Annotated in this window: 16 protein-coding genes and 2 pseudogenes; 2 read left to right on the top strand and 16 right to left on the bottom strand. The window is 62.5% G+C overall.

Going from position 1 to position 18638, the window contains the following annotated elements:
- Window positions 1–118 precede the first annotated feature (118 nt).
- A pseudogene (locus EET67_RS06745) lies at window positions 119–358 on the top strand (efflux RND transporter permease subunit); the annotation flags it as partial.
- A gap of 352 nt (window positions 359–710) precedes the next feature.
- On the opposite strand, the gene EET67_RS06740 reads toward EET67_RS06745, so the two are convergent.
- The 12 genes and pseudogenes from EET67_RS06740 to EET67_RS06685 all read right to left on the bottom strand — a co-directional run bounded on the left by EET67_RS06740 (window position 711) and on the right by EET67_RS06685 (window position 12525).
- On the bottom strand, window positions 711–1190 hold the full coding sequence (locus tag EET67_RS06740) for an acyl-CoA thioesterase (RefSeq protein ID WP_128625452.1): 480 nt from the start codon (window positions 1188–1190) through the stop codon (window positions 711–713).
- 1 nt (window position 1191) lies between these two features.
- On the bottom strand, window positions 1192–2013 hold the full coding sequence (locus EET67_RS06735; protein WP_128625451.1) for a shikimate dehydrogenase family protein: 822 nt from the start codon (window positions 2011–2013) through the stop codon (window positions 1192–1194).
- 7 nt (window positions 2014–2020) lie between these two features.
- Window positions 2021–3262: a pyruvate dehydrogenase complex dihydrolipoamide acetyltransferase gene (locus tag EET67_RS06730; protein ID WP_128625450.1), complete on the bottom strand. Its 1242-nt coding sequence runs from the start codon at window positions 3260–3262 to the stop codon at window positions 2021–2023.
- An 11-nt stretch (window positions 3263–3273) separates the two neighbouring features.
- A complete protein-coding gene (locus tag EET67_RS06725) occupies window positions 3274–5466 on the bottom strand; it encodes an alpha-ketoacid dehydrogenase subunit alpha/beta (RefSeq protein WP_128625449.1) in 2193 nt (730 codons plus the stop codon).
- A gap of 22 nt (window positions 5467–5488) precedes the next feature.
- Entirely contained in the window at window positions 5489–6241 is a 753-nt protein-coding gene (locus EET67_RS06720; RefSeq protein ID WP_128625448.1) for an SDR family NAD(P)-dependent oxidoreductase, read from the bottom strand.
- A 72-nt stretch (window positions 6242–6313) separates the two neighbouring features.
- A complete protein-coding gene (locus EET67_RS06715) occupies window positions 6314–7054 on the bottom strand; it encodes an SDR family NAD(P)-dependent oxidoreductase (protein WP_128625447.1) in 741 nt (246 codons plus the stop codon).
- Window positions 7051–7530: a VOC family protein gene (locus EET67_RS06710; protein ID WP_245450759.1), complete on the bottom strand. Its 480-nt coding sequence runs from the start codon at window positions 7528–7530 to the stop codon at window positions 7051–7053. The genes EET67_RS06715 and EET67_RS06710 overlap by 4 nt, the downstream gene beginning before the upstream one ends.
- Before the next feature lie 16 nt (window positions 7531–7546).
- Complete coding sequence (locus EET67_RS06705; RefSeq protein ID WP_128625446.1) at window positions 7547–8260, bottom strand: ABC transporter ATP-binding protein; 714 nt, start codon at window positions 8258–8260, stop codon at window positions 7547–7549.
- On the bottom strand, window positions 8257–9012 hold the full coding sequence (locus tag EET67_RS06700; RefSeq protein ID WP_128625445.1) for an ABC transporter ATP-binding protein: 756 nt from the start codon (window positions 9010–9012) through the stop codon (window positions 8257–8259). Before EET67_RS06700 ends, EET67_RS06705 begins: the two co-directional genes overlap by 4 nt.
- Window positions 9009–10199, bottom strand: coding sequence for a branched-chain amino acid ABC transporter permease (locus tag EET67_RS06695; protein ID WP_128625457.1), 1191 nt, complete (start codon window positions 10197–10199; stop codon window positions 9009–9011). Before EET67_RS06695 ends, EET67_RS06700 begins: the two co-directional genes overlap by 4 nt.
- Before the next feature lie 40 nt (window positions 10200–10239).
- A pseudogene (locus EET67_RS06690) lies at window positions 10240–11180 on the bottom strand (branched-chain amino acid ABC transporter permease).
- Window positions 11181–11280: 100 nt separating this feature from the next.
- Complete coding sequence (locus tag EET67_RS06685) at window positions 11281–12525, bottom strand: branched-chain amino acid ABC transporter substrate-binding protein (protein ID WP_128625444.1); 1245 nt, start codon at window positions 12523–12525, stop codon at window positions 11281–11283.
- Between the two features lie 302 nt (window positions 12526–12827).
- Between EET67_RS06685 and EET67_RS06680 the strand changes: the two genes are divergently transcribed.
- Window positions 12828–13556, top strand: coding sequence for a FadR/GntR family transcriptional regulator (locus tag EET67_RS06680; RefSeq protein ID WP_210211098.1), 729 nt, complete (start codon window positions 12828–12830; stop codon window positions 13554–13556).
- A 42-nt stretch (window positions 13557–13598) separates the two neighbouring features.
- Here EET67_RS06680 and EET67_RS06675 read toward each other — a convergent pair whose 3' ends face one another.
- The 4 genes from EET67_RS06675 to EET67_RS06660 form a co-directional block, all read right to left on the bottom strand.
- Complete coding sequence (locus tag EET67_RS06675; protein WP_128625442.1) at window positions 13599–14804, bottom strand: ABC transporter substrate-binding protein; 1206 nt, start codon at window positions 14802–14804, stop codon at window positions 13599–13601.
- A 931-nt stretch (window positions 14805–15735) separates the two neighbouring features.
- Window positions 15736–16374 (bottom strand): GntR family transcriptional regulator, encoded by a 639-nt coding sequence (locus tag EET67_RS06670; RefSeq protein WP_128625441.1) that lies wholly within the window; start codon window positions 16372–16374, stop codon window positions 15736–15738.
- Window positions 16375–16412: 38 nt separating this feature from the next.
- Window positions 16413–17198: an SDR family oxidoreductase gene (locus EET67_RS06665; RefSeq protein ID WP_128625440.1), complete on the bottom strand. Its 786-nt coding sequence runs from the start codon at window positions 17196–17198 to the stop codon at window positions 16413–16415.
- 30 nt (window positions 17199–17228) lie between these two features.
- The gene (locus EET67_RS06660; protein ID WP_165899811.1) at window positions 17229–18638 is read right to left on the bottom strand and encodes an ABC transporter substrate-binding protein; all 1410 of its coding nucleotides are present in this window, start codon (window positions 18636–18638) and stop codon (window positions 17229–17231) included.

Genomic DNA, 18638 nt, shown 5'->3' with positions numbered 1-18638 from the left:
TCATCCTCGATGGCGGCTGGATCGAGAGCTTGCCGCTATCACCTGCCACCGCTGCGGCAGCTCATACGAGCACTGTCGCCACCGCTGCCTTGGGTAACATTGATCGGTGAGGCAATAGGTTGCTTTCATTCTCGGCGTCGTGCCGCTGGTGATCGCCACCGGCCCCGGCGCGGAAATGCGTCAGTCGCTTGGCACGGCAGTATTTTCCGGAATGCTGGGCGTCACGCTGGTCGGACTGTTCCTCACGCCGGTCTTCTACGTGACCCTGAGAACGCTGTTTCCTGTGCGGCACGCGCTTGCCAAGGCGACTGTCCTTGCGGAAGCTCCCGCGGGGCCGCCGCCCGGCCGGGACGGGTGATGGTGAAGGGTTTCCCGGCGGTCCGCGATGCCCCGCAGCGCGTAGCGACCGGCCGGCATTATGGCTCTCCTCCTGTGTTCAGGCTGAACGGCTGGCGAGCACGCGTCCACATACGCTGGTGCAGTGTTGTAGCTAGGCTGCTAGTTTGAAGCACGCCGCTGACTGACTGGCAGTTGTAATCCTTCTCCAACGAACTTGAAGCCGGGAGAACAGTGGCGACAGGCGAGGTACGCGCACAATGCAGTACCGTTACGTGTCGAACAGTTCGAAATCCTGACCGCGTAAAGACTGGGCAGCAGTCTTTACGCGTCTCAACTTCGAGTTTGCGACAGAACCCCATAAAGCGACACATCTAGCCGAGCCTTTCGAGCGCTGTCACACTGGCTCGGAAATTCTCAGGGATCGGCACCTTCTCACCTGTCCTGAGAGAAATGAATACGCACAACGCATTGCCCGAGCCAACAAGGCCGTCGTGCCAGACGGCGTAGCGCTGGACGCAACTGGTATGGCCGAGTTTTTCAATGCGCGCCGTGACCAGCACCCGGTCGCCGATCCCCAGGGCACGGTCATAAGTGAACTCGACGGACCGGATGACCGGGCCGATTTCCTCGATACTCGGCCACTCGCCGAGGGCCATGCGAAAATACCGGTTGCGGCATTCCTGGCACCAATGCAGATAGGCCAGATGGTTGACATGGCCGTAAAGGTCCATATCGGCCCAGCCGCTCTCGCGGGTGATCCCGAAATGCCATTCTCCTTCGACGCCGAACGCGCTGCGCACCACCGCAGTGAGTTCGTTCGCATCGACCGGCACACGCAGCTGGTCGCTCATTTCAGGTAGCTCCGACTCTCACCGGTGCCACATCGGGCACGAGAAAACGGAGTATTTCAGAAAGCTGCGCCTCAAGCATCCATTTGCCCGGATGCGTAGGCAAGCCACGTTCTGCCGCGGATAGCAGGAGTGGCGTCACTTCCGGCTGCATCACGACCTCGGCCACCAGCGTGCCGGGCGACAGGCGATCCGGGTCGAAGGGCAATGGGTCGTTGCCCTTGAGGCCCAAGGACGTGGCATTCACCGCAATGTCATGATTTTCCGGGCCGCCCTCGGTGGCAAGGCCGAGCTTCGGGAAGCCGGAAGCCAGCCGCGCGGCCAGCGCATTGGCCTTGTCGCGCGAGCGGTTGGAGATCGTCAGATGCACGACTCCCCTTTCGGCCGCCGCAAAGGCGATCGCACTGGCGCCGCCGCCTGCCCCGGCCAGAAAAACCCGCTTCCCTGCAAGCTGAGCGCCAGCCAATTCCAGCCCTGCGGCAAATCCCTCGCCATCGAGAAGATCGCCCGAAAGACGGCCATCCGCTTCCCTGCGGATGACATTGACCGCCCCGGCAAGGCGCGCACGATCGGAAACCCGGTCGCAAAGCGCGCTGATCGCGCTCTTGTGGGGCACCGTCACCACGACGCCGGCGAGATTGCGGACCGCCCGCAACCCATCGACCGTGCGGACCAGATCAACGGGCGCCACCTCGAAAGGCACCATGACTGCATCGATAGCATGCCGCTCGAAGAGCGCGTTCAAGGCCTGCGGCGTGCGCACATGGCCGACCGGGTCGGCAAGGATTGCGCAAACTCTCGTCTTCCCCGAGATCAACCTTGCCATCGTCCCCTCACACAAGCAGCATCAAGGGATGCTCGATGGCGGCCTTGAAGGCTGCCAGCCATTTAGCGCCCACCGCACCGTCAACCGAGCGGTGATCGACCGAAAGCGTGCAACTCATCACATTGGCCAAGACGATCTCGTCGCCTCGGCCGACCGGCCGTCGCTCTGCCACACCAACGGCAAGAATACAGCTTTGCGGCGGGTTGATGATCGCGGTGAAGGATTTCACGCCATACATGCCCAGATTGGAGACGGAAAAGCCGCCGCCCTGATACTCGTCAGGCTTTAGCTTGCCTTCGCGTGCCCGTATGGCAAGCGCCTTGACTTCGGACGAGATCGTGCCGAGGCTTTTTTGGTCGGCGTCCCGCAGAACCGGCGTAATCAGGCCGCCATCGGTCGCGACAGCCACCGCAATGTCCACGGCCCGCAGCCGCAGGATGGCTTCATCCGTCCACACCGCATTCGCTTCGGGCACCTTGCGCAGCGCAACCGCCACTGCCTTCAGCACGAAGTCGTTGACCGAGATCTGTTCGCCCTTGTCGCGCCCCTCATTGATTTCGGCGCGCAAGGCAAGGAGCGCATCAACATCGCAATCGGCATTGAGATAGAAATGCGGCACCGTGGTCTTGGCGTCCACAAGCCGACGCGCAATAGTCCGGCGCATCGGGGAAAGCGGAACCGCTTCATAGTCGCCGATACCGGCAGGTATGGCGCTCACCGCAGCAGGCTGTGGCACGACAATCGGAGTGGACGCCGCTTGTGCCGCGCGCTCAACATCGATGCGGACGATGCGGCCCTTCGGGCCCGAGCCCGCGATCCGGGAAAGATTGATCCCACGCTCCGCCGCAATGCGCCGGGCAAGCGGTGAGGCGGAATGGCGAGGCCCGGCGGGTGTGGGCTTAGCCAGTTCAGGAGTAGGCGTAGGCGCAATCATCGGCGCCGGCGCGGGTTCCGCCACTTTGCGCGGCTGTTGCTTCGGGGTCTCGCCGGCGAGCATCGAGTCATCCTCGCCATCGAGCAGCAGGACCGCGATCACGTCGTTCACATTCGCGCGCCCACCGCCGGCCACCTTCAGCGCGCCGATACGACCGGCGACTTCGGCTTCCAGTTCCATCGTCGCCTTGTCAGTTTCCACTTCGGCGAGAACCTCGCCCTTGGCGACCTCTTGGCCTGCGGCCTTCAGCCATCGGGCGATCACCGCATCCTCCATGCCGGCCGACAGCGACGGCAACAAGACTTCAAACGGCATTGTCCACCCCCTCACGCTGCCGCCAGCGGCAGGCCCTGGTCGGCCATGACGCAGCGCAGCGCAGCTTCTATGTCCTGCGGCCGGGCGCAGGCTGCGGCTTCCAGCACCTTCGAGATACTGGGTGATGCTTCCGCGCCGTGCACCCGGCGGACAGGCTGGTCGAGCCAGTCGAACAGGCAGCGCTGCAATTCATCCGCAAGCCATCCGCCGTAGGAGGTGCCTGCTGCCCCCTGCTCGACGATCAGCACATTGCCGGTCTTTTTGACCGAAGCTTCGATCGTTGCCCAATCGAGCCCGGCGCGATCCAGGCTGCGCAGGTCGATGATCTCGGCGTCTATGCCCAGATCCTCGACCACGAGGCGGGTCTTTTCGACCATGGCAAGATAGGTAAGGATCGTCACCCTCGCGCCGGACCGCACTACCTTGGCCTTGCCGAGCGGAATGAAATAATCGAGATCGTCTACCGGTGCCGCGCCCTTCGAGGCGTAGAGATCGACATGTTCCAGCACGAGGACTGGATCGCGGCAAAGCAGTGCCGAATTCATCAGGCCGACATAGTCGAAAGGCGTGGAAGGGGCGACGATCCGCCACCCGGGTGCGGTAGCAAAAATGCCGGCCGGGTCCATCGAATGCTGCGAGCCATAGCCGGTACCCATGGCCACCTTGGTGCGCAGCACCAGCGGCATGTCGCTGTCGCCGCCGAACATGTGCCGGGCCTTGCCCACCTGGTTGAAGACCTGGTCGGCGGCTACCCACATGAAGTCGGGATACATGAATTCGATCACCGGCCGGAAACGCCCATCCGCCGCCATGCCGCCAGCCAGTCCGGTAAAGGCATTCTCGCTGATCGGCGTTCCGAGCACCCGGTCGGGAAAGGCCTGCGACAGACCGCGCGTCGCACCATTGGTGCCGCCCTTCAGGCGGTGCACGTCCTCGCCCAGCACGACGATCCGCTCGTCCTTTTCCATGCGCCGCGTCATGACATCGGCAACTGTGTCGATGAACTTTGCCTCCGGGTCGAGGCTGCCTTTGAACGTTTCCTGCTCTGCGAAGCGCACGCCGTCGAATTCGGAGAGGTCGCCGCGCAGGCCAAAGTCGCGGAAGCTCTCTTCGGGCCAGAGCGCCGGGATGATGCGGCGCTTGCCGTCCACCGTCTCGATCAGTTCGGCCGCCACCTCGTTCATCAGGGCGACGCACCTGTCACGCAGCTCCTCGACGGTCCGTTCGGAAAGGACCTGCCGCTCGCGCAATTCCTGCGCCATGGCCTCCAGCGGATCGCGCTTACGCCACGTGGCCTCCTCCTCCTTGCTGCGGTAACCGAAGGCCGAACCCGGCAGCGGGCCGTTCTGGTGGAAATAGCGATAGACATCCGCCTCGATGATGGTGGGGCCCTCGCCCGCGCGCATGATGCGGTTCGCCTCCTCGCAGGCCAGATAGACAGCGAGCGTGTCCATGCCGTCCACCTTGAAGGCGGGGATGCCGAAGGCGAGCCCTCGTGACGACAGGCGCGGGTCGGCAGTGGCCTCCTCGACATGGGTGGAGACCGCATAGCGGTTGTTCTCGATGAAGAAGCAGATCGGCAGCTTCCACGCCGCGGCAAGGTTCATCGTCTCCAGCACCGAGCCGATATTGGTCGCCCCGTCGCCGAAATAGGTATAGACGACGTCGCCCGTCCCCGCGCGCTTGTGCGCCCAGGCAGCGCCTGCCGCCATCGGCACGCCACCGCCGACAATGGCGTTGGTGCCGAGATTTCCGGCCTGGGCCCAGCGCAGATGCATCGAGCCGCCCCGGCCCTTGCAGAAGCCCTGCGCCAGACCGAGGATCTCGGCAAGCGTGCGCTTCGACAAATCGCGGATGTTGCCGTCGAATTCGGCCGCCGGTGCAATGCCGTCCGGCTTCAGGTAGGAGAGCGCCTTGGCCAGGAACTGGTGATGTGCACGGTGCGAGCCGTTCACCTGATCGCTGCGGCGCAACGCAAGGGCGGAGCCCACCGCACCGCCCTCCTGTCCGATGGCGGAATGGGCCGGGCCATGCACCAGCCCCTGCCCTGCCAGTTCCAGCACCTTTTCTTCGAATGCACGGATCAAGTGCATCTCGACAAGCATCGTGCCGCCGAGCGCAGGGGCAAGGGCAGCCCAATCCTCGCGGGTGGCGCCGATCTCGCGCCAGAAGGAGCTTGGAGTAAGGTCAGTGAAGGTAGGCATTTCAATCTCCAAACGGACAGGTTCATGCCGCGAGGAAGCCGCCATCGACCGGCAGGACGGTGCCGGTGATGTAGCTGGCCATGGCAGAGGCAAGGAAAACAACGGGCTCGACCACTTCGGCCGTCTCGCCGATGCGTTTCATCGGCACGCGGTTCAGGAACCAGTCCGCGCCACCGGGCCGGTTGAGCTGGGCGGTGGCCATCTCGCTCATCATGATGCCGGGTGCCACCGCATTGACGCGCACGCCGAACGGGGCAAGGTCGCGTGCCATGACCTGCGTGAGCGAGCGTATGCCGCCCTTGGAAACGACATAGCCCGCCGTCGAGCCGCCGGCGACGAAACCTGCCACCGAACACAGGTGAACGACATTGCCTTTCGTTGCCTTCAGCGCCGGGACGAAGGCATGCGAGACATTGAACGTGCCTTCCAGATTGACACCAATGACACGGTCCCACACATCGGGCGCCGCATCGTCACCGAAGGTTGCACGGCCTGCCACGCCAGCATTGTTCACCAGCACATCCAGCCCGCCGTGGCGCGTGAGGAGATCGTCGGCGAGCCGGTACACGGCCTTGCGGTCGGTCACGTCGAGCTCATAGGCCTCGGCGACGAAGCCCGAGGCGCGCAACCGTTCGGCGGTTGCGCTCGCACTCGTTGTATCGATATCGGCCGCTATGACACTCGCACCGTGGCGCGCCAACCCCTCGGCAATCGCGGCGCCGAGTCCCCGGCCTGCTCCGGTGACCAGTGCAAGCTTCCCATCCAGCAATTTCATTTGCTACACATTCCTTTTTGGGCCGAAGGCTCGACCCTCCTGTCACTTACCCTTGCCGTCTGCCGGCGCCTGTCAGGCCATGTAAAGCCCACCGTTGACGTGAATGGTTTCCCCGGTCACGAAGCTTGCAGCCGGGCTGCAGAGAAACGCGATCACGGCGGCGATTTCGGACGGCTTGCCCAGACGTCCGAGGGGCGTGTTTGCCAGCGTCTCCGTTCCGCGCTCCTCGACCAGCGACACCGTCATCGGCGTCTCGATAACTCCAGGCGCCACGGCGTTGACGCGGGTGCGGGGCGCAAGCTCGCGCGCAAGGCTGCGGGTCAGCGCGCCAAGCGCGCCCTTAGAGGCGGCATAGTGGGCGTTGGTGACGGCACCCCGGTGCGCCGCGACCGAGGTCAGGTTAACAATGGCGGAGGTTGCGCTGAGATGCGGCACCGCCCGATTGCACAGATAGAATACGCCATCGAGATTGATGGAAAGCGTCCGCCGCCATTGCTGGCCGGTCATCGCGGCGAAAGGTTCGGCGAGATAGATGCCGGCAGACGGAATGAGGTAGTCGATCGCACCGAAACGCTCGCAGGCCAGGCGAATGAGCGCTTCTGCGTCCTCGGGCTGGGAAACGTCCATCGCTTTTGTCGCGATGCGGGCCGCGCCTTTCTCGAGCGTAGCGGCAAAGCCATCGAGCGCTGGTCCGTCGAGATCGGCGAGCACCAGATTGGCCCCAGCGCCCGAAAAGACGTCCGCCACCGCGCGGCCAATGCCACCATTGGCGCCGGTCAGGACCAGGGTGCGGCCGGTGAAATCGAACATCATTTCGTACCCGCCAGGTCGGGGCGATAGCGTTCGATGTCGGAGTATTGGACGATCTCGACAATATGGCCCTCGGGATCGCGCAGGAAGGACAGGAAGGTGCCCGGACGCACCTCAACCGCCTTGTCTCCCGTCATTGGCTCGGCGCCGCCGGCGATCAGCCGTGCCACCACACCATCGATATCATTGACGATAAATGTGACGTAAGAAGAATCCGCCCTGTCCAGTATCTTGTGGGCTGTGCCGGTACGCACTGAGGGTGCATCGTCCGGAGAGAGCAGCTTGATGCGTTCTCCATAGGGTGTCTGGAGCCGGATGACGGTATAGCCGCCCATGCTCATCGCCGCTTCCTGGGCCTTGGCGGACGGAACATGGATCTCCGACACGAAAGCCAACCCAAGAGCGCCCTCGTAGAAGGCCCGCATCCTGGGCAGGTCGCTTACAGTCAGGCCGACTTCCATCGGCGCGGTCATCTTCATCGTCCTTCCTCCGCTCTCATACCGCCAGCCACTCTTCCGTCACCGATGGCGTTTGGGCCAATGCGTCGGGCGTGCCCTGGAACACGATCTGGCCGTGGCCCATGACGCAGACGCGGTTCGACACCTTCAGCGCGATGGTCAGTTTTTGCTCCACTAGCACCACCGAAACCCCTTGCCGGTTGATGTCGGTGATCACCTCGCCCACGACGGCGACGATCTTGGGCGCGAGGCCTTCGGTCGGCTCGTCAATGAGCATCACCAGCGGATTGCCGAGGAGCGAGCGGCAGATAGTCAGCATCTGCTGTTCGCCGCCCGAAAGACTGCCTGCGCGGGTGTTGCGGCGCTCCTTCAGCCGCGGGAAATAGGCAAACATCTCCTCAACGGTCCATCGCGTGGCGCCCTCGGCCCCCTGCTGCGTGCCCATTTGCAGGTTCTCATCCACGGTCAGGTTGAAGAAGATCTCGCGTTCTTCCGGCACATAGGCCAGGCCGCTGCGGCAGATCGTGAAAGTCCGTTGGCCGGCGACATTGTGCCCGCGCAGCATCACGCGCCCTCCGGAAGGGGACACCAGGCCCATGATCGCCTTCATCGTCGTCGAGCGGCCCGAACCGTTGCGTCCCAGAAGGCTCACCACCTCGCCCTCACCGACGTCGAAGCTGACACCATGCAGGATATGGCTCTTGCCGTAATGCGCATGCAGGCCCTGCACGGAAAGGATCGCCTCCTTCATGCCGCGACCTCCTCGCCCAGATAGGCCTCCTTGACCTGCGGGTTCTCGCGGATCTCCTTCGGTGTGCCGGTTGCGATCATCTCGCCATAGACCAGCACGCTGATGCGGTCGGCAAGCGAGAAGACCACGGACATATCGTGCTCGACGATCAGCAGCGTGCGGTCCTCGGCGATCTCGCGGATCAGCCCGACGGTGTATTCCGTTTCCTCCTGGGACATGCCGGCCATCGGCTCGTCGAGCAGGATCACCTTGGGATCGGAAGCCAACGTCATGCCGATCTCGAGCGAGCGCTGCTCGGAATAGGAGAGCTGGCTTGCCAGCGTATGCGCCCGGTGGCCAAGGCGCAGGCGCTCGATCAGCCCCTCGACCTCCTGCGTGACGTTGTCGAGCCGCGACACACGGCGCCAGAAGGTGAACTGGAGCCCATGCTTGCGCATCACCGCAAGGCGCAGGTTCTCGAACACCGAGATGCCGGGAAAGATGTTGGTGATCTGGAACGACCGCGCGAGGCCGCGGCAGTTCACTTCCGCCGGCTTCATCCCGCCGATCTCCTGCCCATCGAGCAGGATACGGCCGCTGCTGGGCGCAAACTCGCCCGAGCAAAGATGGAAAAGCGTCGACTTTCCCGCGCCGTTGGGACCGATCACGGCGTGGCGCTCGCCCCTGCGCACCTCCAGATCGACACCGCGGATGATGTGCGCGGGGCCGAATGACTTGTGCACGCCTTCCAGTCTCAGGATGGGATCGCTCATGCCGTGGCCTCCCTGCGGGCCGCCGCACGGCGGTTGACGCCGAGCACCAGCGCCAGGCCGAGCGCAAGCGCGCTGAGCGGCACGAGCCAGGTCAGCGGCGAGCCGGGTTGCCAGCTCAGCCCCATCATCGTGATTTCGGGCCACTGTCCACCGGCGGCAAGGGCACGATAATCCCTGGACATGACCCGCTGCAGGAGCTCGATCAGAACCACACCGCCCAGCGCCGCAACGGCGATGCCGGCAAGGCGCGGCAGCATCTCAGAAAGCCTGATGCCCTCCCCTGCAGGTCTCTTGCCGCTGAACCTCTCGACCAGTTCGCCGACAATGCCGCGCGGCAAAAACATCATCACCAGCACGAAGATGATGCCCTGGTAGAGCAGCCAGACCCGCGTGACGTCGGAGGTGACGTGGCCGAAGAAAGTCATCAGCGCCGCACCGATCGCCGGGCCGAGGAAAACCCTCACGCCGCCGATGAAGCTGTTGAGCAGCACAACCGTGGAGACATGCGTCTCCAGTTCGGCATAGTTCGCCGCCTCGATGTTCAGCGACTGGAGAGCGCCCGCAAGCCCCGAGAACATCGCCGAAATCGCAAAGATCAACGTGCCGAGCGCATGGACGTTGTAGCCGAGAAAGCGCAGGCGGCGCTGGTTTTCGCGAAGGCCAAGGGCAAGGCGGCCGAGCGGCGTCAGCATCAGCAGATAAAGAAGCCCGATTGCGAGCAGCACCCAGAACAGCGTGAGGTAATAGACCTCGATTGCCGTTCCGAAACCGAAGCCCCAGGCCGGCATGCGGAAGGAGGAAATTCCAGCTTCACCGCCGAACGTGCCCTTGAGGTGTGGCGCCAGCGCATGCAGGAGCTCAGCCAGTGCGAGCGTTATCATCGCAAAATAGACGCCCGTGCGCTTGGTAGAGAAATAGCCCGCCACCACGCCGCTCACCAGGCCGACGGCGGCACCCGCGAGCGGTAGCAGCGGCGTCGGCAACAGGCCCTCGCCATTGAAGGCATTCATGGCATGGACGGTCGCAAACGCCCCGAGGCCGAAATAGGCCGCGTGGCCGAAGGAAAGCATCCCGGCCTGGCCGCAAAGCAGGCTGAAGGCCATGGCAAAGAGCGCGGCGATCAACATTTGGATTGCAGCGTTGAGCATCGAGCTCGACACCAGCCACGGTATGGCGAGCAGGACCATGACTGCAAGAAGAATGAGGAAGGGCCTGAGCTTCACGGTGTCACTCCTTTTCGCCCATCAGGCCCGACGGACGCACCAGAAGCCCAGCAGCATCAGGAAAAACGGCAGCGTGGCGGCAAAGCTCGACAGCCGCATCGTCATGACGCCGCCGACGGAACCGGCCCACTCACCGAGGCCGACAATGCCGAAGATGTCCCCGAGGCTGAAATTGACGCCGACGGCGAGCGAATTGGTGATACCGATCAAAAGCGAGGCCAGCATAGCCCCGCCGAGCGACCCAAGGCCGCCGACGACGACAACGACGAAAACCAGCACGGCGAGATCAAGCGCCATGTTGGGATTGGTGGTGTAGAACGCGCCTGCCACCGCGCCGGCAAGCCCTGCCAGAGCCGCGCCGATGCCGAAGACGCCCATGAACACCAAGGGCACGTTGTGACCGAGCGCCTCGGCCATTGCCGGGCGGTAGATGGCGGAACGGACCACGATGCCGACCCGCGTTCGGGTGAGGAGCAGATAGATGGCGGCGAACATCGCGACGGCGACGGCACCCATGAACAGCCGGTAAAAGGGATAGTCGATGCCTGAGAGGGTAAAGGCCGCGAAGCTCAATTCCGTCGGCACGCGGTATTCGACCGGATAGTTGCCGTAGAAGAGCTTGACCAGTTCGGCGATGACGACGGCGATGCCGAAGGTCACCAGAAGCTCATGCGCATGGCCGAAATGGTGGACGCGGCGAAGGGCATAACGCTCGATGACGACACCGATCGCGGCAACCAGCAGGGGCGAGAGCACGATTGCCGGCCAAAAGCCCGTAAGCGGCTGCAGCGTATAGGCAAAATAGGCACCCAGCATGTAAAAGGAGGCGTGCGCGAAATTCAGGACGCCCATCATGCCGAAGATGAGCGTCAGGCCGGCAGAGACCATAAATAGCAGCAACCCGTAGATCGTGCCGTTCAACAAGGCGAAGAATATCTGGTCCATATCTGTCCCGTCTGTTTCGGTCGGGGATCAGTCCGCCACGCGCTTCCGCCCGATGGGCAAAGAGCGTGGCGGATCAGACTTCATGTCGCAAGCAGGCCCCTTAGCTGGGGCGCTGCATGGAACAGCTCTCTTGAACCGGCGCCGCCGATTCTTCTGCCGAGAAGACCTTCACCGGCTTGAAGCCGTAGGAGGTATCGTCAACCTTGAAGGTTGCATCGGCGCTCACCTGCTGCACGACCATGGGAAACACGCCTTGGTGATCCTCGGCTCGCATCGAGAAAGACCCGATCGGCGTCTCGATGGTCGCCTTCTCAAGCGCAAGCGCGATGGCCGTCACGTCGATGTCTTCCGCGGCTGGGACCTGCTGCAGAGCCTGTCCCAGCAGTGTCAGGCCGAAGACCGTCGCCGGCTCGACATAGGAGGGGTAATGGCCGGTGACCTTCTTGTAGTCCTCGGCGAAAGCCTTCGACTTTTCTCCGCCGGCCTCGGGGTTGAATGGTGTGGAGACAAAATGCCCTTCCGCGATCGCGCCGGCATTGGCGATGTTGCCGGGTTGGTCGAGGAAAGCGGTGCCGAAGCGAGCCTTCAGCCCCGCTCCGCTGGCAGCCTTCATCAGGAGCAGGAGATCGTTTGACCAGTTGCCGGTGATGACCGTGTCGGCATTCGTCGCCTGGATGCGGGCGACATAGGGCGCGAAGTCCTGGATCTTGTTAACCTCGTGCAGGGTTTCTTCGACCACCTCATAACCGGCGGTCGCGGCGGCCGCCTTGGTCGCCTCCTGCACGTCGACGCCCCAGGAATAGTTCTGGTTCATGGCATAGACGCGCTCGCCGAGAACACCGGCTTCCTTCATGCCCGCCACCAATGTCCCGACACGGATCGCCGCATTCGGGCTGACGCGGAAATGGTAGAAGTGGCACTTCTCACCCGTTAGTTCCATCGCCTCGGCACCGAGGTTGATGTAGAGGATTTCATTGCCCTGGTTGCGCAGATTGTGCTTGCGCACATCCTCGGTGATCTGACCCGCCACTGCGGAGGACGAGCCTTGCACGATGATATGGGCGCCGTCAGCAATCGCCGCCCTCACGCGATCGGTGGCGCCGACTGGCCCGCCCTGGTTGTCGTATTCCTCAAGCACGACTGGCGCGCCATTGTAGCCACCCGCCTCGTTGATCTTGCCCACCTGGTACTGAACGGCCGCGCGATAGAGCAGGCCCGTGGAGGCCTGCGGCCCGGACAAGGTTTCGACGAGAGCGATTTTCAACGGCTCGGCAGCGGCTGCGCCGCCAGCGGATAGTGCAAGAATGCACGCGGCTGACGCCAGCGCGCGGGTGGGGAATGTCATTGTTTCCTCCCAGAAAAAGACCGGATGTCCCTGGATCCTCCTGATCCGATGCCTTCATTGCACAACTGGCCTGACCAGTCAACATTCAGTCTGACCAGTTTGGCAGCAATTGCGGCAGGAAACTGCCGCATGACCGCTTCTGCCGTAAGTCTAAAAGGATATCTAACTGTAAAATAAATGTTTTTTTGTGTGAACACTGCGCATATCGCAGGAACACAGGCGATTGACTTGTCAGGCCAGTTCTGTGAGGCTTAGGGGCCGGCAGCAGTGCCGGGCTGCAACTCCAGATGCGGAGAACGTCCATGGAAGCGCTGAAGTTCACCGAGATCACGGCGCACAGCCACCTGCCCGAAGGGATCGCCGAACAGCTTGCCGAGCGCATCCGCAACGGCGAACTGCCGGTCGGTGCGCGCTTGCCGAGCGAGCGGGAACTGTGCACCCACTATTCGGTGAGCCGCACTGTGGTACGCGAGGCGCTGTCCAAGCTGAAATCCGAAGGGCTCGTGGCGGCCAGGGCCGGCAGCGGCGTCTATGTGACCGAACGCAACCCCAGCAACGCATTCCGGATCCAGCACATTGCCGTCGAGGAACAGGAATCGCTGGACCAGGCGATGGAACTGCTGGTCGCGATCGAGGTGGCCGCGACCCGGATTGCCGCGCTCAGGCGAAACGACGATGACTTGAAGAAGATCAAGCGGGCGCTGCTGGGGATGGAGTATGCGATCGCAAGCGACCGTTTGGGCGACAACGAGGACTATGAATTCCATCAGGCCATCGTCGATGCCACCCACAACCCGCATTTCCAGGCGCTCTGCAAGCATCTGGAATTTGGTGCGCGCGACATTATCCGGCGGGCTCGCACCAACACGCGCGTCTATCATACGGACCTGCTCGACGCGGTCCAGGAAGAGCACAAGGCAATCTATGAGGCGATCAAGGCTGGCGACGCGGCGGCGGCAGCAGCTGCCGCCGAACGCCACCTGATGAACGCGGCCGCGCGCTTTCATATCTACGCTGCGGAGAAACGATAACAGCGTAGATCGTTAACGGCGCCGTTCCGCTGGCAGCCGGCACTACTTCACCAGGCTGCAGCCGCCATCGGCGAGCGGGCGGAAGGCTTCGGCGGCAGGAATGGTGGCAACGGTTTTGTAAAGATCCCAGTCGCCCTTCGATTCCTCAGGCTTTTTGACTTCGAACAGATACATGTCGTGCACGTGACGGCCATCGGCCCGGATCTGGCCCTTGCCGAATAGCGGATCATCCGAGGGGGTCTCCTTCATTTTGGCCATGACGGCCGCCGGGTCCTTGCCTTTGATCGCGTCGACAGCCTTCAGATAGTGCAGCACCGAGGCGTAGACCCCGGCCTGGACCATGGTCGGCATCGCGCCGTGGTGCCTCTCGGCGAAGCGCTTGGAGAACTCGCGCGTCCCATCATTCTGGTCCCAGTAGAAAGCTTCGGTCAGAACCAGTCCTTGGGCCGTAGCCAGGCCGAGCGCCTTGACGTCGGTCACGAAGGTCAGCAGGCCTGCAAGTTTTTGACCGGCCTGCACGATACCGAACTCTGCCGCCTGCTTGATGGCGTTGGTGGTATCAGCACCGGCATTGGCCAAGCCGATGACCTTGGCACCCGAACTCTGAGCCTGAAGCAGGAAGGACGAGAAGTCTTGACCCGGGAAGGGATGACGCACATTGCCGAGCACATTGCCGCCTGCCTTTTCAACGACGGCAGAGGTGTCGCGCTCGAGCGCGTGACCGAAGGCATAATCGGCCGTCAAGAAGAACCACGTGTCGCCACCTGCCTTGACCATCGCACTGCCGGTGCCGTTCGCGAGTGCCCAGGTGTCGTAGGTCCAGTGGACGGTATTAGGCGAGCAGGCCTTTCCGGTGAGGTCGGACGTGCCAGCTCCCGAATTCATGAAAATCTTGTTCTTTTCCTTGGTGATATCGCTGACGGCAAGTGCCACCGACGAGGTCGGCACGTCGAGAATGACGTCAACGCCGTCCTGGTCATACCACTGGCGGGTGATGCTCGCGCCAATGTCCGGCTTGTTCTGGTGATCGGCGGAGATCACTTCGACATTGATCCCCTTATCCGCTGCCCTGAAATCTTCGACTGCCATCTTCGCGGCAATAACCGAGCCCTCGCCCGAGAGGTCCGCATAAGTGCCGGACCGGTCGTTCAGCACACCGAGCTTGACGCTGATCTTATCCTGCGCGAGCGCGCCACCCGACATCAGCACAGCCAGCGCTGTGGCGAGGAAGAATTTCTGCATTTTCATTGGTTCTCACTCCCTATAGTTGGTCGAAAAAGATAGGCGAAGTTCTCAACAGGCCCGCCAGCGCGCAGGTCGCCCTGGCGCTCGGCCACCTTCACGCCCGGCCGCCTTCACTCCATTCATGTAGCTTCTGCGCCGTGCACCGATTGGTGTAGTTTCGAAATGATGCGGCGTCATGCCCCGCCCCACATTTGGACTTATCCTGCATCAACTGGGGGAGCGTGACAACTGTGGGATGCACACTTGATCATTGCCGCAAGGGTGGGACGAGGAGGCCGACACGGGGTGTCTCATCCAGCCTCCAGAACTTTGGAAGTAAGAATGCCCTCGAGGCGGACTAACGATCCCTCAATTGCGCGTTTGGATTGAGACCCTGGAACCTGACCTCGCCAGGCTAAAGGGCTTCGTGTCTCAGTCTTCACGGATCAGAGTTGATCCTTGGCAGCTCTTGGAGACGTTCTTTAGCAACGACCGGTCTGAACAAACAGGTGGCGTAGGCGATCAGAAGTCAATTTTCGCGCGTATCATGCTGCGGACGAGACTGGTTCATTGGCTGAAGGGATCACCGTCGATGCGTCGACCGAGATGGAATGCCATGCGGGCGCTTGGGCGGAGACAATGGACGCGCTCGATCGAGCGGCGGTCCGAAACCAGTCAATCGGCCCTGCCTGCGAAGAAGCGCCTCCCCGCTTGGGTGGCTCGTGGCATGGACGGATGCTGGCGCGCACCACGCCTGCACAGACAGAGAGACAACGAGCTATATTTCCGATGTGGGCTTGTCTTGTCCTCGCCTGTTCACTGGATTCGGTCGCTCGCCATCCTTTGCGACCCCTCCAATGTCGCCTTGTGCCTGCAATGGCCTCGTGGAACCCCTTGGCCCCGTCCTCGACGGCGCTCAGGACGTCGCCGACGCTCACCGGTCTTCAACACCCGCTTAGCTGTCAAACAACCAGCGCATCAACCGCTCACGAACCTTAGTGATGTGGTCTACCATTGCCTGCCGCGCCAATTCTGGCGATCCCGCCTCGATCTGCCGCAGCACTGCGATATGTTCTTCGGCCTGACTAACGAAGCTATGTTCCATGCGGGTAACGTGGCACATGCGCGCCATATCACGCAGGTTGCCGATGAGCTTGGCCAGCAACGGCTTGCCACTATGCTCGGCGACATAGTGGTGGAAGCGGTCGTCATAGGCCCAAAAGGCATCGAACTCGGCATCCGAATTGGTCAGAAAATACTCACTTTGGGCGATAAGAGCAGCCGTGGCTTCTGCCGGAGCCCGTGCAGCACACAAGGCGGCGGCCTCTCCTTCAAGCAGAAGGCGCACCATCAGGATCTCGACCAATTCTTCTATTTTGATTTCCCGAACGACGATGCCTCCGCCTGCGAGACGTTCGATGAGCCCCTCGCCCTCCAGCCGGTTGATCGCCGCGCGCAGCGGCGTGCGCGACGATTGCAACTTTTCCGCCAAGGCCCGTTCGGTGAACGCCTTGTTGGTATCGATCTTCCCATCAATAATCATACTGCGAAGATACTGGTAGGCCTTCTCCGAGATGCTGATATCGTCGCTCAATCATGGTCTCCAGCTTGAGTTTCGCCGCGCCGGACGTCTTAAATGCCGCGGATAAAGCCGCCGTCTACACGAATCGTGCTGCCTGTAACATAACTCGCCTGCTCACTGACAAGAAATGTCGCCATGGCGGCAAACTCCTCGATGCGCCCATAGCGGCCGGCCGGGATGGCCTCGCTGAATTCGGCGGCAATTTCAGCAACTGTCTTGCCCGAACGCTGCGCGGCCAGCGCATCCAGTTGGGCTACCCTGTCGCTACTGATGCGGCCCGGTGCGATGCAATTCACGGTAACGCCGTCGCGCGCCACTTCATTGGATAGCGACTTGCTCCACCCGCGCAAGGAAAGCCGGAGCGCGTTGGAGACTCCCAAATACGGAATGGGCTGCTCTACCCCCGACGAAACAATGGTGAGAACCCTGCCCCATTGACGCTTCCGCATGCCGGGCAGCAATGCATTGGTCAGGTCGACCAGGCTAACCACCATGGTGTCGAATGCCTTCCGCCAGGCGCCGGAATCGACGGCAGTTACCGGGCCAGGCGCCGGGCCGCCGCCGTTGTTTACTAGAATGTCGACCTCGCCGAACCGATCGGCCGCCGCCGCGATGTCTGCGGCGGCCAACGGGTCGGCGAGGTCGGCCGCGTGACCTTGTACCAAAGCGCCGGTTGATTTAGCCAGCTCAGCAGCAACGGTTTGCACCCGTTCCAGATTGCGCCCCACAATCAGTACTGAGACGCCTTCGGCCGCGACCGCTCGCGCAATCCCATGCCCTAGTCCCTGCGTACCGCCCAAGACCAATGCCTTGCGCCCTCTTATGCCCAGATCCATCCATTTTCCCCTTTGATCGTTCGACGCGTGTCAGTGGCCGGAGACGTCGACAGTTGAGATATCCACCACACCCATCGGATGCGGGGCAAAGCCCGTAACGCTGTCGCGCCAGCCGACTGTTACGGCGGAGCTAAAGAGCACCAGGACCGGCAAATCCATGCGCACAAGCCGCTGGAGTTCGACATAGAGGCCACGCTGCTGATCAGGATCCGTGCACGCTCGGGCCGCGTCCATCAGCTCGTCTACCCGGGGGTTACCATAGCCACCGGCGTTGAAGGGCCCGCCGCTGCGCAATTCGCGTGAAAACAGTGTATCGGGATGGGGCCGGCCGGGGCTGGACTGGAAAGCCAGGTCCCAAGGCCCCTTGAGGTAGGTATACGGCCACCACGGTGGATCATCGTAAAATGTCGGCACAAGTGAAACGCCAATGGCTGCAAGGCCAGCGGCAACCGCAGCTGCCAGTCCCGGAACAGGCGCAACATTGGTCGCGGCGGCGCGCAGTGTGAGGCCGGCGCCGTAGCCCGCCTGCGTCAGCAGCCATTTGGCCCGCTCGGGGTCGAATTGTAGTGACTCTACATCCGGAGCGAGGTCAGGATCGCTCAGCAAGTCATCGACGACACTGCTACCGGCGCCTCCGAAAGTTTGGGCCAGCGGCTTGCGATCAATGGCATGGGCGAATGCGAAGCGAACACGCGGATCCTTGAACGGTGCGGCCCTGCAATTGAAGCAGATCGTGGCTTTCTGCTGCGCCGGCGCGCTATGCAACGTTATCAGCCCCTGCTCCGCCAAAGGCGCCGCCGCCACCCCCGGCAAGCTCTCGACCAGATCGGCCTCACCCCGCCGCACTACAGCCAGCCGTTCCTCGATCTGCGGGGCAAAGCGAATCCGGGCGCTGGTCACGTTGCCGGGGTGCTCAGTTCGGTCACCGTCGAAACGCTCCAGCCAGATTCCCTCGCCCCGCTGCCACCGCACCAGGCGGAAGGGCCCCGTGCCCACCGGCTGGCGCTGGGTATCATCGACGATGTGCGTGCGCCAGGCGAGGTTCTTCAGGAACGAAGTCGTCGGGCTCGAAAACTGGAAGGCAATGCGAGACGACGAAAGCACCTCGATCCGCTCGAGCCCAGCATAATCATGGGCCAGCAGCGAGTTTGTCGCCGGATGCAAGAAGTTAGTGAAACACGCAGCAACCGCTTCCGAATCGCAGCGGCGCCCGGAGTGAAATCTGGCGGCCGGGTCAAGTTCGAAGGTGAAACGCGTCCAATCTGGCGAGATCGTCCAATTCAGTGCCAAGTCCGGCGCCAATAGCCCATCGTGATCAAACTTCACCAAGCTCTGGCACACCATTTTGAGCACAACCGTAGCGCTCGAAGAATCTGAATTGAACCCGTTGGGGTCCAGCGCGATCATCTCGTGCTTGAACAAAAGCCTCAGGTCGGTCAT

This window comes from Borborobacter arsenicus (assembly GCF_003934165.1).
Classification (GTDB): domain Bacteria; phylum Pseudomonadota; class Alphaproteobacteria; order Rhizobiales; family Rhizobiaceae; genus Pseudaminobacter; species Pseudaminobacter arsenicus.
The sequence above is the reverse complement of the archived record's forward strand: the minus strand, read 5'-3'. Positions and strand labels throughout refer to the sequence as shown.

Bases quoted from the DNA above. Each gene is read 5' to 3' on its own strand.
- EET67_RS06740 (WP_128625452.1), bottom strand. From the start codon at position 1,190: ATGAGCGACCAGCTGCGTGTGCCGGTCGATGCGAACGAACTCACTGCG.
- EET67_RS06735 (WP_128625451.1), bottom strand. From the start codon at position 2,013: ATGGCAAGGTTGATCTCGGGGAAGACGAGAGTTTGCGCAATCCTTGCC.
- EET67_RS06730 (WP_128625450.1), bottom strand. From the start codon at position 3,262: ATGCCGTTTGAAGTCTTGTTGCCGTCGCTGTCGGCCGGCATGGAGGAT.
- EET67_RS06725 (WP_128625449.1), bottom strand. From the start codon at position 5,466: ATGCCTACCTTCACTGACCTTACTCCAAGCTCCTTCTGGCGCGAGATC.
- EET67_RS06720 (WP_128625448.1), bottom strand. From the start codon at position 6,241: ATGAAATTGCTGGATGGGAAGCTTGCACTGGTCACCGGAGCAGGCCGG.
- EET67_RS06715 (WP_128625447.1), bottom strand. From the start codon at position 7,054: ATGATGTTCGATTTCACCGGCCGCACCCTGGTCCTGACCGGCGCCAAT.
- EET67_RS06710 (WP_245450759.1), bottom strand. From the start codon at position 7,530: ATGAAGATGACCGCGCCGATGGAAGTCGGCCTGACTGTAAGCGACCTG.
- EET67_RS06705 (WP_128625446.1), bottom strand. From the start codon at position 8,260: ATGAAGGAGGCGATCCTTTCCGTGCAGGGCCTGCATGCGCATTACGGC.
- EET67_RS06700 (WP_128625445.1), bottom strand. From the start codon at position 9,012: ATGAGCGATCCCATCCTGAGACTGGAAGGCGTGCACAAGTCATTCGGC.
- EET67_RS06695 (WP_128625457.1), bottom strand. From the start codon at position 10,199: ATGGTCCTGCTCGCCATACCGTGGCTGGTGTCGAGCTCGATGCTCAAC.
- EET67_RS06685 (WP_128625444.1), bottom strand. From the start codon at position 12,525: ATGACATTCCCCACCCGCGCGCTGGCGTCAGCCGCGTGCATTCTTGCA.
- EET67_RS06680 (WP_210211098.1), top strand. From the start codon at position 12,828: ATGGAAGCGCTGAAGTTCACCGAGATCACGGCGCACAGCCACCTGCCC.
- EET67_RS06675 (WP_128625442.1), bottom strand. From the start codon at position 14,804: ATGAAAATGCAGAAATTCTTCCTCGCCACAGCGCTGGCTGTGCTGATG.
- EET67_RS06665 (WP_128625440.1), bottom strand. From the start codon at position 17,198: ATGGATCTGGGCATAAGAGGGCGCAAGGCATTGGTCTTGGGCGGTACG.
- EET67_RS06660 (WP_165899811.1), bottom strand. From the start codon at position 18,638: ATGACCGACCTGAGGCTTTTGTTCAAGCACGAGATGATCGCGCTGGAC.